This window comes from Streptomyces sp. DSM 116793, assembly GCF_057320905.1.
Map to the genome: position 1 here is coordinate 5,584,843 of NZ_CM170494.1, position 13,244 is coordinate 5,598,086.

Sequence of the window (13,244 nt, forward strand, 5' to 3'; positions counted from 1 at the left end):
CCGGCCCCGCAGGCGATGCCCGGGCCGGCGCCGGAGGCACTGCCCAGGACGGCCCCGCGGGCGACGCCGGCGGCCCGGCGGGCGAGCCCGTCAACGTCCGCGTCACCGTGTCCACCCCCGAACGCATGCAGGCACTCGGCCGCCGGCTCGCCCGGTTGCTGCGCGCCGGGGACCTGGTGCTGCTCACCGGCGAACTGGGCGCCGGCAAGACGACGCTGACCCGCGGACTGGGCGAGGGCCTCGGCGTGCGCGGCGCGGTCACCTCCCCGACCTTCGTGATCGCCCGCGTGCACCCGCCGCTCGGCGACGGGCCCCCGCTGGTGCACGCGGACGCCTACCGGCTGGGCGGCGGGCTCGACGAGATGGAGGACCTGGACCTGGACGTCTCGCTGCCCGAGTCCGTGGTCGTCGTCGAGTGGGGCGAGGGGAAGGTCGAGGAACTCTCCGAGGAGCGGCTCCACGTCGTCATCGAGCGCGCGGTCGGGGACACGGCTGACGAGGTCCGCGAGGTGACACTCCTGGGCGTCGGCCCACGCTGGGCCGACGCCCCGCTCAGGGACCTCGGCGACTTCGGGGAGCCCGGGGACCCCGGGGGCCTGGAAGAACTCGGCGGACCCGACGGCCGCGCGGGGGAGTGAGCGGCGCCCCGCGGGATCGTGTGCCGACACCCTGTCGGCAAGATGTTGCGCGGGGTGGGCTGTGCGTGGTCCCATGGTGACGGGTTCAGGTTAGGTCTACCTAACCAACCGGCGTACGTCCGCCCCGGAGCCAGGAGGCGCCATGTCCGCAGCAGAACGCGAGGTCCGTCCGCCGCTGCCGCAGGCGGTGTCCGGGGCTTCCGGGACGCCCGCGGTGTCCGGGGCGCCCTTCCCGGGGGCCGCGGGGGCGGGCCGGGTGCCGATGCGGGAGCTGCTGGCGTCGTGCGCGGCGGCCCGCGCGGTCTCCACGCCCCCGGGACCCCCGGCCCCCTCACCGGTTCGCCCGCCGGGTGCCGAGCCTCGGGACTGAGGAGCCCCTTACGACGGGGCGGAGACTCGACTGCCAAGGGGCGCGGGGAGCCGTGCGCGCGAGCACGACGAGACGGTCACGTCGCCACCGCCCTGAAGGGGCGGCTTCTGTCGTGCCGGGCCACCGGCCGTGAAGCCGTGAAGCCGTGAAGCCGTGAAGCCGTGAAGCCGTGAAGCCGTGAAGCCGTGAAGCCGTGAAGCCGTGAAGCCGTGAAGCCGTGAAGCCGTGAAGCCGTGAAGCCGTGAAGCCGGAGCCCGGAAGCCCGCTGCGCGAGGGGGACAGCCCCCGCCCGCCCTACGGAACCACCACGACCGTCCTGCCGATCCCGGCGAACCGCCACATGGCGGCGCCGTCCGCACGCGTCTCCCGGATGCCCCCGGTCTTCTTCGCCGGGTCGGGCTTGGGCGTCGACCCGTCGACCGCCGCGCTGAACCCGATCGTCACCCCGTCGACGGACGTGAAGCGGACGACGTGCTCGATGGGCACGCCGTCGGAGCCCGCCGTCACGGCGGACCGCGAGCTCACCGTGAAGGTGCCGGGCGCCGGGTCGACCGTGCTGGGCATGACCGTGAAGGTGCGCTGCACACGGCCGCCGGCGGTGATCAGCCAGACCCGGTCGGCGCCGAGCGCGTACACCACCCGTTCGCCGCTGCCCGACCGGGCAGGCGGTGGCGGGTCCTTCCGGGGCGGGTGGGACGCCGGGGCGCTTGGGGACGAGGCCGCGCCGGGGCCCGGCGCGCCCAGGTTGTCCGGGGCGCTGGCCGACGCCTGGTAGGCGAGGAAGCCGACCCCCGCGACGGCCGCCGCCGTCAGCCCGGCCACGAATCCCGAGCTGCTCCTAGACACCTCTGTCCACCTCTCGACCCACTGTCCCGCCGGCCCCGCCCGGAGCGGGGCCCTGCCGTGACCCTGCCATGACCGTGCCGGGCATAGGGTTATATGCCCGGCACGCCGTGTATGCCCCGTACATACGACCTGTACGTACGCCTTGATGGTGACGGTAGCAGCAGGGGTGCACCCGATCGGGGCGGGCGCCCGGGGGGCGCCGGAGCCGTAGGCTGTTGGTGTGTTGTTGCTCGCCCTGGATACCGCCACCCCAGCCGTGACCGTCGCCCTGCACGACGGCGCCTCGGTCGTCGCCGAATCGAGTCAGGTGGACGCCCGGCGGCACGGGGAGCTGCTGCTGCCCGCCGTCGACCGGGTGCTCGCCGAGGCGGGGGTGAAGCTCGCCGAGGTCACCGACATCGCCGTCGGCGTGGGCCCCGGCCCGTACACCGGACTCCGCGTCGGCCTCGCGACCGCGGACACCTTCGGCTTCGCCCTGGGCGTCCCGGTGCACGGCGTCTGCACGCTCGACGCCCTCGGCCATGCCTTCGGCACCTCCGCCGCCGCCCCGGACGGCCCCTTCGTGGTGGCCACCGACGCCCGGCGCAAGGAGGTCTACTGGGCCCGTTACGAGGACGCCCGCACCCGCGCCACCGCGCCCGCCGTCGACCGGCCCGCCGACATCGCGGAGCGGGTGGCCGGGCTGCCCGCGGTGGGCGCGGGCGCGTTCCTGTACCCGGAGACGTTCCCGGACGCCAGGGAGCCGCGGCACGTGGCGGCCTCGGCCCTCGCGGCGTTCGCCGCCGAGCGGCTCGCGGCGGGCGAGGGGCTGCCGGCCGGGGGCGGGCGCGCGGCGCCCCGGGCGGCGGAGGACGGCGTGGTCGGCTCCGGCCTGCTGCCGCCCCGGCCGCTCTACCTGCGCCGGCCGGACGCCCAGGTGCCCAAGAACTACAAGGTGGTCACTCCGCGGTGACCCCCTCCGCCCCGTCCACCCCGCCGGCCGCCACGCCCCCTCAGGGCGCCCGGGCCGCCGCGGGCGCACGTCTGCGCGAGATGCGCTGGTGGGACATCGACGCCGTTATGGAGCTGGAGCGCGCGGTGTTCCCGGCGGACGCGTGGTCGCGCGGCATGTTCTGGTCGGAGCTGGCGCACGCCCGCGGCCCCGGCGCCACCCGCCGCTATGTGGTCGCCGAGGCCGGCGGACGGCTGCTCGGCTACGCGGGCCTCGCGGTCTCCGGCGACCTCGCCGACGTCCAGACCATCGCCGTGGCCCGCGAGCAGTGGGGCGCCGGCCTCGGCGCCCTGCTCCTCACCGACCTGCTGCGGCACGCGACGGCCGCCGAGTGCGCCGAGGTGATGCTGGAGGTGCGCGTCGACAACACCCGCGCCCAGCGGCTCTACCGGCGCTTCGGCTTCGAGCCGGTCGGCTTGCGGCGCGGCTACTACCAGCCGGGCAATGTGGACGCGCTCGTCATGCGGCTGCCGGTACGGGCTGCCGAGGGGGCCGCGGACGGCGCCGGTGCCGCGGACGGCGCGCAGGCCGTGGACGGCGCGCAGGCCGTGGACGGCGCGGGCACGCCGGCCGACGGCACGGGTGGCACGGGTGCGGCGGTGGAGGGCACCGACAGCACCGGCGGCGCGGGCGGCACGGACCGCGTGCGGGCCGCCCGCGGCGCGCAGGGCACCGCCGGGCCGCGGGGCGCCACCGACAGCGCCGCCCGCCACCTGCCGCCCGCCGCCCCATCCCCGGCCCGGCCCGAAGCTCCCCCCACTCACGTTTCCGGCGTACAAGGACAGCAAGGACCCGACACCCATGCCTGACTCCCGCGACGAGCCGCTCGTCCTCGGCATCGAGACCTCCTGCGACGAGACCGGCGTCGGTGTCGTCCGCGGCACGACGCTGCTCGCGGACGCGGTCGCCTCCAGCGTCGACGAGCACGCGCGCTTCGGCGGCGTGGTCCCGGAGGTGGCCTCCCGGGCGCATCTGGAGGCGATGGTCCCCACGATCGAGCGGGCCCTGAAGGAGGCCGGAGTCGCCGCCTCCGACCTGGACGGCGTCGCGGTCACCGCGGGCCCCGGCCTCGCCGGTGCGCTGCTGGTGGGCGTCTCGGCCGCGAAGGCGTACGCGTACGCGCTCGGCAAGCCGCTGTACGGCGTCAACCACCTCGCGTCGCACATCTGCGTGGACCAGCTCGAACACGGCCCGCTGCCCGAGCCGACGATGGCGCTGCTGGTCTCCGGCGGCCACTCGTCGCTGCTGCTCGCCACCGACATCACCGCCGACGTGCGGCCGCTGGGCGCGACCATCGACGACGCCGCGGGTGAGGCCTTCGACAAGATCGCGCGGGTGCTCGACCTGGGCTTCCCCGGCGGCCCCGTCATCGACCGGTACGCCCGTGAGGGCGACCCGGAGGCCATCGCCTTCCCGCGCGGCCTCACCGGCCCGCACGACGCGCCGTACGACTTCTCCTTCTCGGGCCTCAAGACGTCCGTGGCCCGCTGGATCGAGGCGAAGCGCGCGGCGGGCGAGGAGGTGCCGGTACGGGACGTGGCGGCGTCCTTCCAGGAGGCGGTCGCCGACGTGCTGACCCGCAAGGCGGTGCGGGCCTGCCGGGACGAGGGCGTGGACCATCTGATGATCGGCGGCGGTGTCGCCGCCAACTCCCGGCTGCGCGCGCTCGCCCAGGCGCGCTGCGAGGCCGCGGGCATCCGGCTGCGGGTGCCCCGCCCGAAGCTCTGCACCGACAACGGCGCGATGGTCGCCGCGCTCGGCGCGGAGATGGTCGCCCGGGACCGCGCCGCCTCCGACTGGGACCTGCCCGCCGACTCGTCCCTGCCGGTCACCGACCCCCACGTCCCGGGCCGTTCGCCCCACCTCCCGGCCCCGGCCGCCGGGCACGCCCACGACCACGTGCACGAGATCGGCAAGGACAACCTGTACTCATGACCATCGCCCTGATGTGGGAGGCCCGGGCGTTGCCGGGCCGCGGCCCCGACCTCGTCGCCTGGGCGCGCGCCCAGCCCCTCAGCCCCGAGCCGCTCCGCCGCGAGACCCTCACGGCTCCCGAGGACCGCGTCCTCGTCATGACCTGGTGGCCCACCGGCGACCTCACCGACCCCCCGGAACTCCCCGAACCGGGCCCGGACCTGGTCCGCAGGGCGGTACACCGGTGGCGGTTCGAGACGGTGGACTGACGCGTCGCCTCTTCGGGGCATTGCCTCTTCGGGGCGGTGCCTCTTCGGACACGGCGCCTTCGGACACGGCGCCTCTTCGGCACGCGGCGCCTCTTCGGGGCCGCGGTGGCGTGCTCAGGGTGCCCCTTTCGGGGCGCAGGGGGTCAGGGTGTCGAGGTCGGCAGCGACACCCCCGTGAGGCGTTCGGACTCCGCCCACAGCCGCGCGGCGACGGCCGTGTCGCGCGCCCGGCGGACCAGCCTCGCCTCCGTGGTGGGGCCGACCAGTTCGAAGCGCCGGCCGGGCCCGTAGTAGCCGCCCGCGACGGCGTCGGGGCTGGTCGCCGCGTGCAGCAGCGGCTCGGTGCCCTGCTCGACCTCCTGGGACGGCACGACGTTGCCCGTCATCAGAGGCACCGCCAGGCGGTACAGCGGTGACGGCTGGCGGTCGCCCAGGCTGGGACCCGCGGTCTGGAGGTTCGTCCGCGTGAACCCGGGGTGCGCGGCGTTGCTCATCAGCTTCCAGCCGCGCTCGGCGGCCGTCCGCGCGAGCTGCCGGCTCATCAGGAGGTCGGCGAGCTTGGACTGTGCGTACGCCCGGGCCGGGCTGTAGCGGCGGCGCTCCCACTGGAGGTCGTCGAAGCCGATCCGGCCGAAGTTGGCCGTGCTGCTGCTCATCGTGGTGACCCGGGGCGCCTGCGCGGCGAGCAGCAGCGGCAGCAGGCGGACCGTCAGCGCGAAGGGGCCGAGGTAGTTGGTGCCCAGCTGCAGCTCGAAGCCGTCCGCGGTGGCCATCCGGTGCGGCGGCATCATCACCCCTGCGTTGTTGAGTAGCAGGTCGAGCGGGGTGCCGGCGGAGAGCAGGCCCTCGGCGAACTCCCGTACCGACGCCAGGTCGGCCAGGTCCAGCCGGCGTATCTCCAGCGTGGCGTCCGGGTGCGCCGCCAGTATCTCGTCGCGCGCCTGCTCCCCCTTGGCGACCGTGCGCACCGCGAGCACGACCCGCGCGCCCGCGCCCGCCAGGCGCTTGGCCGCCTCCTTCCCCGTGCCGCTGTTGGCGCCGGTGACGACGGCGAGCTTTCCGGTCTGGTCGGGGACTCGGTACATCGTGGCTCCTCGGCGGGCGTCAGCAGACCGATGGTCTGTTGTCTTCTGTCCGCGGACGCTAGCAGACCACCGGTCTGCTAACAACAGACCGGTGGTCTCTAGGGTCTGTAGGATGGGTCGTATGCCCGCACCGTTCCAGCGCGCACGCAGCGAGGAGCAGCGCGCCGTACGCCGACAGGCGATCCTCGACACCGCGGCCGCGATGCTCGCGGACATGCCCGTGGCGGAGGTGAGCCTGAACGCCCTGAGCCGGCGGGTCTGCCTGGCGAAGTCGAACGTGCTGCGCTACTTCGAGTCGCGCGAGGAGATCCTGCTGGAGCTGCTGGACGTGGAGTCCCGGGCATGGCTGGACGACCTGGCGGGGACGCTGCCCGCGCCGGCCGGGCCGGAGGCCTCCGGGGCCGGCGGTGACGGCTCACCCACGGCGCGCGGCGACCGACTGGCCGCCGCGCTGGCCACCTCCCTGGCGGGCCGCCCGGTGCTCTGCGACCTGGCCAGCGCCCAGGCGGCCGTCCTGGAGCGCAACGTCTCCCCGCGCGTCGCCCTGGCCTACAAGCGCGCCGCCGTCGCGAACGCCCGCCTGCTGGCCGGCCTGGTGCGCCGCTGCGTCCCCGAGCTGAGCGAGCACGACGCGCTCCGTTTCGCCGGTGTGGTCAGGCTCACCGTCGGCTCCGTGTGGACCCACGCCCACCCGTCCCCCGCCATGCAGGCCGCCTACGACGCCGACCCCGGCCTCGCCGCCCTGCGCATGGACTTCACGGACACGCTCCGGCAGGTGCTCGAGGTCGTCATGGCCGGACTGCTGGCCCGGAAGGACGCCCCCGGCGCCGCTGGCCCGGGGCGCGGCCGCACGTAAGGGTGCGGCGCCGAGGTGCGCGGGGAACGGGGGTGCCTCCGCGGGTACCGCCCACGCCTTCACGGCAGTGGCGGAGCCGTTGAGGCGGTGGGGAGCGGCGGGCCCGGACGGCACCGGCGGTTCGCCACCGCCCTGAAGGGGGTGTTTCCGTCGCGTCCGGGCCGGCGGGCGGGAGCCGACACGGCGCTCGGGCGAGGGCACCGGGCTCAGGCGGGCTGCCCGATGAGCATGGCCGGGGCACCCGCGAGCCGGGTCAGGAAGACCGTTGCCGCGTGCGGGCCCTGGGGCCTGACCTTGCGGCGCAGCTCCTCCGGCTCGATCGCGGAGCCGCGCTTCTTCACGGTGAGCGTGCCCACGCCCCGGTCGCGCAGCAGCGCCCTGAGCCGCTTCAGGTTGAACGGCAGCGCGTCGGTGATCTCGTAGGCGGTGGCGAACGGGGTGGGGCGCAGCTCGTCCGCCGTCACATACGCGATGGTCGCGTCCAGCAGCCCGCCGCCCACCTCCCGCGCCACCTCGGCCACCAGGTGGGCGCGGATGACGGCGCCGTCGGGCTCGTACACATAGCGCCCCGGCGGGCGGACACCGGGGTCCGGCGGCAGGGCGGACAGCGGGGCGCTCAGCGAGACGGGCCGCGCGCCCCGCGGCGCCCCGAGAAGCGTGGCGCGGCGGCCGGGCGGCGCCCCGGTGCCGAACCACAGCACCGCCTCCTTCACCTCACCCGCGTCCGAGATCCACTCCGTCTCGACGCCCTCGGGAATCGCCTCGTACGGGATGCCTGGCGCCGTCTTCAGCGCCGCGCACGGCGCACGCCGCGCCGTCTCGACGGCCCAGGACAGCGGCGGTGAGTAGTCCTCCGGCCGGAAGATCCGGCCCCGGCCGCCCCGCCCCGCCCCACCGCCCCCCTCGGCGAAGGCCCTTCGGGCCGCCCCCTGGAAGCGGCGCGCGGGATCGGCGAACACGGCGTCGTACGGCGCCGTGTCGGCCTCCGTGACGTCCGCCTCGACGACCTCGATGCGGTCGGCGAGGCCCAGCGCCTCCGCGTTGGCCCGCGCCACGGCGCACGCCAGCGGCGAGCGGTCGACGGCGCGCACGGTGATGCCCGCGCGCGCCAGGGCGATGGCGTCGCCGCCGATCCCGCAGCACAGATCGGCCACGGACCGCACCCCCAGCGCACGGAACCGCTCCGCGCGGTGCGCCGCGACACTGCCGCGGGTCGCCTGCTCCACGCCGTCCGCCGTGAAGAACATCCGGTGGGCGTCCGCCGCCCCGAACTTCGCCTCGGCGCGCCGTCGCAGCCGGGCCTGGGTGAGGGCCGCGGAGACCAGGTCCGGGGGGTGCGACCGGCGCAGCCGGGTCGCCGCGGCCAGCTCCTCGCCCGGCCGGACGTCCCGTACCTCGTCGAGCAGGGCGCGGCCCTCGGCGGTGCGCAGGGCGGCGAGCCGGTCCACCGCGTGGTTCACCTCGTCGTTCACCCGGCCCATTGTGGGCCAGCCGGACCACCGGGCTCGCCCCGGTGGTCCGCGGGCGCCCCCGGGGCCGTCCGCGCGGTTCCCCGCGCCCCCCGCGGAGGCGCCCCGGATGGAGTACCGGGGAGCGGAGCATGTGCTGCGTCCGGGGGATATCGCGCCCAGCCGTGTCCGCGGCCGCGGGCGGCGCGGCACCATGCCGGACAGCGCTCGGCGCGGCACCATGCCGGACAGCGCTGTGCCCACCGCCGGGGACGGCGGCCTCCCGGGGGTACGCGGTGGCCGGGCCGGGGGACCGCGCCTGAACGGGACGTCCGAAGGAGCGGGCCGGGGGCGCGCGGGGAGGGGCCCGGAAGGGCGCGTCCCGCGTGGCGTTGGCACTCCGCTTGACCGAGTGCTAATCCCGGTCATAGTCTCGGCTCTGGCACTCCACAATGGAGAGTGCCAACGAAGCGACGGGCAGGTCCGGCACCCGCGACGACGGATCCACCTGGTCGCCACCTCAGACAGTCAACCCCGTGAGATCTCCGAAGGGGGAGGTCGGATCGTGACGACCGCCAGCACCAAGGTTGCCATCAAGCCGCTCGAGGACCGCATCGTGGTCCAGCCGCTGGACGCAGAGCAGACCACGGCCTCGGGCCTGGTCATTCCGGACACCGCGAAGGAGAAGCCCCAGGAGGGCGTCGTCCTGGCCGTCGGCCCGGGCCGTTTCGAGAACGGCGAGCGCCTGCCGCTCGACGTGAAGGACGGCGACGTCGTGCTCTACAGCAAGTACGGCGGCACCGAGGTCAAGTACAACGGCGAGGACTACCTCGTCCTCTCGGCGCGCGACGTCCTCGCGATCGTCGAGAAGTAAGAAGACGACACACCGGGTGAGGGGTCCGGGACCCCCGAGTCCCGTCCCGACCCCCACGTTTCGCATGTGACTGCGCCCCTGGCCCCCGCGACGACAAGAAGCCGGGCGCCCGGGGCGCAGTCGGCTTTCCCCGCGATGGCGGCCGTTCACGGCAGCGGCCCAGGATCGCAACCGAGAGGACTGAAACGCTCCCATGGCGAAGATTCTTAAGTTCGACGAGGACGCCCGTCGCGCCCTCGAACGCGGCGTCAACAAGCTGGCCGACACGGTCAAGGTGACCATCGGCCCCAAGGGCCGCAATGTCGTCATCGACAAGAAGTTCGGCGCGCCGACCATCACCAACGACGGCGTGACCATCGCCCGTGAGGTGGAGATCGACGACCCGTACGAGAACCTCGGCGCCCAGCTGGTGAAGGAGGTGGCGACCAAGACCAACGACATCGCGGGTGACGGCACCACCACCGCCACCGTGCTCGCGCAGGCGCTGGTCAAGGAGGGCCTGCGCAACGTCGCCGCGGGTGCCTCCCCGGCCGCGCTGAAGAAGGGCATCGACGCGGCCGTCAAGGCCGTCTCCGACGACCTGCTCGCCTCGGCCCGCCCGATCGACGAGAAGTCCGACATCGCCGCCGTCGCCGCGCTCTCCGCGCAGGACCAGCAGGTCGGCGAGCTGATCGCCGAGGCGATGGACAAGGTCGGCAAGGACGGCGTCATCACCGTCGAGGAGTCCAACACCTTCGGTCTCGAACTGGACTTCACCGAGGGCATGGCCTTCGACAAGGGCTACCTGTCGCCGTACTTCGTCACGGACCAGGAGCGCATGGAGGCCGTCCTCGACGACCCGTACATCCTGATCCACCAGGGCAAGATCTCCGCCATCGCGGACCTGCTGCCGCTGCTGGAGAAGGTCATCCAGGCCAACTCCTCCAAGCCGCTGCTGATCATCGCGGAGGACGTCGAGGGTGAGGCCCTGTCCACCCTGGTCGTCAACAAGATCCGCGGCACCTTCAACGCCGTCGCGGTGAAGGCCCCCGGCTTCGGCGACCGCCGCAAGGCGATGCTCGGCGACATGGCCACCCTCACCGGTGCCACCGTCATCGCCGAGGAGGTCGGCCTCAAGCTCGACCAGGTCGGCCTCGACGTGCTCGGCACCGCTCGCCGCGTCACCGTCACCAAGGACGACACCACCATCGTCGACGGCGGCGGCAAGGGCGAGGACGTCCAGGCCCGGATCGCCCAGATCAAGGCCGAGATCGAGACCACCGACTCCGACTGGGACCGCGAGAAGCTCCAGGAGCGCCTCGCGAAGCTGGCCGGCGGCGTGTGCGTGATCAAGGTCGGCGCCGCCACCGAGGTGGAGCTGAAGGAGAAGAAGCACCGCCTGGAGGACGCCATCTCCGCGACCCGCGCCGCGGTCGAGGAGGGCATCGTCTCCGGTGGTGGCTCCGCGCTGGTGCACGCCGCCAAGGTGCTCGAGGGCAGCCTCGGCAAGGAGGGCGACGAGGCCACCGGTGTCGCCGTCGTCCGCCGCGCCGTGGTCGAGCCGCTGCGCTGGATCGCCGAGAACGCCGGCCTGGAGGGCTACGTCATCGCCTCCAAGGTCGCCGAGCTCGGCAAGGGCGAGGGCTACAACGCCGCGAGCGGTGAGTACGGCGACCTGGTCAAGCAGGGCGTCATCGACCCGGTCAAGGTCACCCGCTCCGCGCTGGAGAACGCCGCGTCGATCGCCTCGCTGCTGCTGACGACCGAGACGCTGGTCGTCGAGAAGCCGGCGGAGGAGGAGTCCGAGGCCGGCGGCCACGGGCACAGCCACGCCCACTGAGCGGTCCCGGTACCCCGGCACCCGACCGAGGCCCGGCACCCCCGTTCCCGGGGGTGCCGGGCCTCCGGCTTTCCCGGCGCGGGGGGACGGGTGGTGGGTGCGTAGTTCCCCGCGCGCCTGGGTGGGCTGGGCCCAGCCGTGTGTGAGGGCTCGTCCGGGAAGGGGCGCGGGGAACTACGCGATCAGCCCCGACGAGGCGCGTCGCGTCGTCACCCTCCCAAGGGGGCTGTTTCACTCGCAGCCGGGCCACCGGCGGGCGGTGGGGTGCGGGCCCGGTTCCCCGTGTCCTAAGGGCGCGCCGTGCTCAGCGTGGGCCGTACGAGCGGCCCGTCCTGGACGCGATGCCGCCGAGCAACCGGCGAGGGGTCAGTCTCGCAAGGCCCATGAGGGCCTTGTAGCGGGGATCCGGAATCGACACGGTCCGCCCACGCGCGAGGTCGGCGAGAGCCGCATCCACCACCTTGTCCGCGTCGAGCCACATCCAGTTGGGGATGCTGCCGGTGTCCATACCGGCCCGCTCGTGGAACTCCGTACGGACGAACCCGGGGCACAACGCCATCATCCTGACGCCCGACCCGGCCAGGTCCCGCGCCGCGCCCTCGGTGAACTGCACCACCCACGCCTTGGACGCACCGTAGGTCCCGCGGGGCACGAACGCGGCGACCGACGAGACGTTGACGATGGCACCGCGGCGCCGCTCCCGCATCGGCTCGGCCGCGGCCGACGTCAGCCTCAGCACTGCCTCGCAGTGCACCCTGAGCATGGTCAGCTCGTCCATGATCGGCACCTGGAGATAACGGCCCTTGTTGCCGAACCCGGCGTTGTTCACCAGCAGGTCGACCGGGCTGGTCAGGTCGGACAACCGCGCCGCCACCGCCTCGATGCCCCGCTCCGCGGCGAGGTCGGCGGAGAGCACCTGGGCCTCGATGCCGTGCCTGTCGTGCAGCTCGGTGGCCTGTTCCTGCAGCCGCTCCGTGGTGCGCGCCACCAGGACCAGATTGTGCCCGTCCGCCGCCAGACGCCGCGCGAAGGCGGCGCCGATGCCCGAGGTGGATCCCGTAATCAGAGCCGTTGTCATGGAGCAAGGTTAGTGATCCCGGAGTCACTCCGCCCCCGGCGCACGCCCCCCGTCGAGCGCGACCGGCCCGTGCCCTTCCCGGGCCAGGTACGCGCGGGCCTGCTCCAGCGCCTCCGGGTGCAGGGCCTCGCCGGCCGCGAGCAGCCGGGGCAGCAGCCGCCTCTCGCCTGTGACGGCGCGGAACTGCAGGGCGACGGTCACCTCGTGGTCGGGGCGGTGCACGAGCTCGATGGGGTCGCCGGCGCGGATCTCGCCCGGCTCGATCACCCGCAGGTAGGCACCCGGCGCCCCGCGCTCCGTGAAGCGCTTCACCCAGTGCTCCGTGCGGCCGCCCGGCACCCGCGCGTCCAGCTCTCCCGCGAACGTCCGGCACGGAATCCGCCCGCTGGTCACCTCCAGGACCAGATCCGGGCCGATCCGCCACCGCTCGCCGATCCGGGCGCCGGACACGTCCACCCCCTGGGTCGTGAGGTTCTCGCCGAAGATCCCGTCCGGCAGCGGCGCGCCCAGCACGTCCTGCCAGTCGTCCAGGTCCTCACGGGCGAAGGCGTACACGGCCTGGTCGTTCCCGCCGTGGTTCCTGGTGTCGCAGACCGCGTCACCGGCCACCCCGCTTCCCCCGCGCCCCTTGGGGCCGGGCGCCGCCACCCGCACCGGCCCGGCCACCGGCCGCTTGTCGATGCCGGTCACCCCCTCCGGCTGACCCGTGTACGGAACGGACTTGGGGCGGCCCACGTTCAGGGACAGAAGTCTCATGCCGGAACGCTAAGCCGTCCCGGCACCCGCGGCCCAACCGCTCCCGGGCCGCCCCCGAGGGATCCGGCAGGTTCAGGCCACGCTGCTACCGCGCGCCCGGCTGCGACCAGGCTGTGTCCGGCGGTGACCCGGCTGTGCAGAAACGTTCCGTCAGGGCCAGGCGGCTGAGGGGCCGGACGGGTCGGACGGGCCGGGCGAGTCATGCGACTCATACGACTCATACGAGTTATATGGGTCATGCGAGTGATGCGGGTCATAGGGCTCGTAGAGGCCGTAGGGGTCGTAGGGGAGTGAGGGGGA

The 13,244-nt window shown here is 74.4% G+C and carries 13 protein-coding genes and 1 pseudogene; 9 read left to right on the forward strand and 5 right to left on the reverse strand.

The annotated features are described in order from the left end of the window. Positions 1-107: 107 nt before the first annotated feature. Positions 108-638 (forward strand): tRNA (adenosine(37)-N6)-threonylcarbamoyltransferase complex ATPase subunit type 1 TsaE, encoded by a 531-nt coding sequence (gene tsaE, locus ACSMXW_RS21950; protein WP_485798628.1) that lies wholly within the window; start codon positions 108-110, stop codon positions 636-638. A gap of 142 nt (positions 639-780) precedes the next feature. Next, positions 781-1,008 carry a hypothetical protein gene (locus ACSMXW_RS21955; protein WP_485798630.1) on the forward strand — a complete coding sequence of 76 codons (228 nt, stop codon included), beginning with the start codon at positions 781-783 and terminating at the stop codon, positions 1,006-1,008. Between the two features lie 294 nt (positions 1,009-1,302). Here ACSMXW_RS21955 and ACSMXW_RS21960 read toward each other — a convergent pair whose 3' ends face one another. Beyond that, positions 1,303-1,854: a hypothetical protein gene (locus ACSMXW_RS21960; RefSeq protein WP_485798632.1), complete on the reverse strand. Its 552-nt coding sequence runs from the start codon at positions 1,852-1,854 to the stop codon at positions 1,303-1,305. 220 nt (positions 1,855-2,074) lie between these two features. Between ACSMXW_RS21960 and tsaB the strand changes: the two genes are divergently transcribed. The 4 genes and pseudogenes from tsaB to ACSMXW_RS21980 all read left to right on the forward strand — a co-directional run bounded on the left by tsaB (position 2,075) and on the right by ACSMXW_RS21980 (position 5,028). Further along, positions 2,075-2,806, forward strand: coding sequence for a tRNA (adenosine(37)-N6)-threonylcarbamoyltransferase complex dimerization subunit type 1 TsaB (tsaB, locus tag ACSMXW_RS21965; protein WP_485798633.1), 732 nt, complete (start codon positions 2,075-2,077; stop codon positions 2,804-2,806). An 80-nt stretch (positions 2,807-2,886) separates the two neighbouring features. Next, positions 2,887-3,324: pseudogene (rimI, locus tag ACSMXW_RS21970) on the forward strand (ribosomal protein S18-alanine N-acetyltransferase); the annotation flags it as partial. Between the two features lie 322 nt (positions 3,325-3,646). Then, a complete protein-coding gene (tsaD, locus tag ACSMXW_RS21975) occupies positions 3,647-4,780 on the forward strand; it encodes a tRNA (adenosine(37)-N6)-threonylcarbamoyltransferase complex transferase subunit TsaD (RefSeq protein ID WP_485798635.1) in 1,134 nt (377 codons plus the stop codon). Then, positions 4,777-5,028, forward strand: a complete 252-nt coding sequence (locus ACSMXW_RS21980; RefSeq protein ID WP_485798637.1) for a hypothetical protein — start codon at positions 4,777-4,779, stop codon at positions 5,026-5,028. Before tsaD ends, ACSMXW_RS21980 begins: the two co-directional genes overlap by 4 nt. Before the next feature lie 143 nt (positions 5,029-5,171). Here ACSMXW_RS21980 and ACSMXW_RS21985 read toward each other — a convergent pair whose 3' ends face one another. Then, positions 5,172-6,113, reverse strand: a complete 942-nt coding sequence (locus ACSMXW_RS21985) for an SDR family oxidoreductase (RefSeq protein ID WP_485798639.1) — start codon at positions 6,111-6,113, stop codon at positions 5,172-5,174. A 121-nt stretch (positions 6,114-6,234) separates the two neighbouring features. Here ACSMXW_RS21985 and ACSMXW_RS21990 point away from each other — a divergent pair, with 121 nt between their 5' ends. Continuing rightward, a complete protein-coding gene (locus tag ACSMXW_RS21990) occupies positions 6,235-6,969 on the forward strand; it encodes a TetR/AcrR family transcriptional regulator (RefSeq protein WP_485798641.1) in 735 nt (244 codons plus the stop codon). Between the two features lie 206 nt (positions 6,970-7,175). Here ACSMXW_RS21990 and ACSMXW_RS21995 read toward each other — a convergent pair whose 3' ends face one another. Continuing rightward, positions 7,176-8,450 (reverse strand): THUMP-like domain-containing protein, encoded by a 1,275-nt coding sequence (locus ACSMXW_RS21995; RefSeq protein WP_485798643.1) that lies wholly within the window; start codon positions 8,448-8,450, stop codon positions 7,176-7,178. Positions 8,451-8,982: 532 nt separating this feature from the next. Between ACSMXW_RS21995 and groES the strand changes: the two genes are divergently transcribed. Both groES and groL read left to right on the forward strand, forming a co-directional pair. Further along, on the forward strand, positions 8,983-9,291 hold the full coding sequence (gene groES / locus ACSMXW_RS22000) for a co-chaperone GroES (RefSeq protein ID WP_189932005.1): 309 nt from the start codon (positions 8,983-8,985) through the stop codon (positions 9,289-9,291). 193 nt (positions 9,292-9,484) lie between these two features. Next, positions 9,485-11,110 (forward strand): chaperonin GroEL, encoded by a 1,626-nt coding sequence (gene groL, locus ACSMXW_RS22005; protein WP_485798646.1) that lies wholly within the window; start codon positions 9,485-9,487, stop codon positions 11,108-11,110. 304 nt (positions 11,111-11,414) lie between these two features. On the opposite strand, the gene ACSMXW_RS22010 is transcribed toward groL, so the two are convergent. Continuing rightward, a complete protein-coding gene (locus ACSMXW_RS22010) occupies positions 11,415-12,188 on the reverse strand; it encodes an SDR family NAD(P)-dependent oxidoreductase (RefSeq protein WP_485798648.1) in 774 nt (257 codons plus the stop codon). A 24-nt stretch (positions 12,189-12,212) separates the two neighbouring features. Next, positions 12,213-12,944, reverse strand: coding sequence for an MOSC domain-containing protein (locus tag ACSMXW_RS22015; protein ID WP_485798649.1), 732 nt, complete (start codon positions 12,942-12,944; stop codon positions 12,213-12,215). Positions 12,945-13,244 lie beyond the last annotated feature (300 nt).

What these genes read in the sequence shown, in the direction of transcription:
- tsaD (WP_485798635.1), top strand. Translation starts at nt 3,647, where the DNA reads ATGCCTGACTCCCGCGACGAGCCGCTCGTCCTCGGCATCGAGACCTCC.
- ACSMXW_RS22010 (WP_485798648.1), bottom strand. Translation starts at nt 12,188, where the DNA reads ATGACAACGGCTCTGATTACGGGATCCACCTCGGGCATCGGCGCCGCC.
- ACSMXW_RS21980 (WP_485798637.1), top strand. Translation starts at nt 4,777, where the DNA reads ATGACCATCGCCCTGATGTGGGAGGCCCGGGCGTTGCCGGGCCGCGGC.
- groL (WP_485798646.1), top strand. Translation starts at nt 9,485, where the DNA reads ATGGCGAAGATTCTTAAGTTCGACGAGGACGCCCGTCGCGCCCTCGAA.
- ACSMXW_RS21955 (WP_485798630.1), top strand. Translation starts at nt 781, where the DNA reads ATGTCCGCAGCAGAACGCGAGGTCCGTCCGCCGCTGCCGCAGGCGGTG.
- ACSMXW_RS21990 (WP_485798641.1), top strand. Translation starts at nt 6,235, where the DNA reads ATGCCCGCACCGTTCCAGCGCGCACGCAGCGAGGAGCAGCGCGCCGTA.
- ACSMXW_RS22015 (WP_485798649.1), bottom strand. Translation starts at nt 12,944, where the DNA reads ATGAGACTTCTGTCCCTGAACGTGGGCCGCCCCAAGTCCGTTCCGTAC.
- ACSMXW_RS21995 (WP_485798643.1), bottom strand. Translation starts at nt 8,450, where the DNA reads ATGGGCCGGGTGAACGACGAGGTGAACCACGCGGTGGACCGGCTCGCC.
- ACSMXW_RS21985 (WP_485798639.1), bottom strand. Translation starts at nt 6,113, where the DNA reads ATGTACCGAGTCCCCGACCAGACCGGAAAGCTCGCCGTCGTCACCGGC.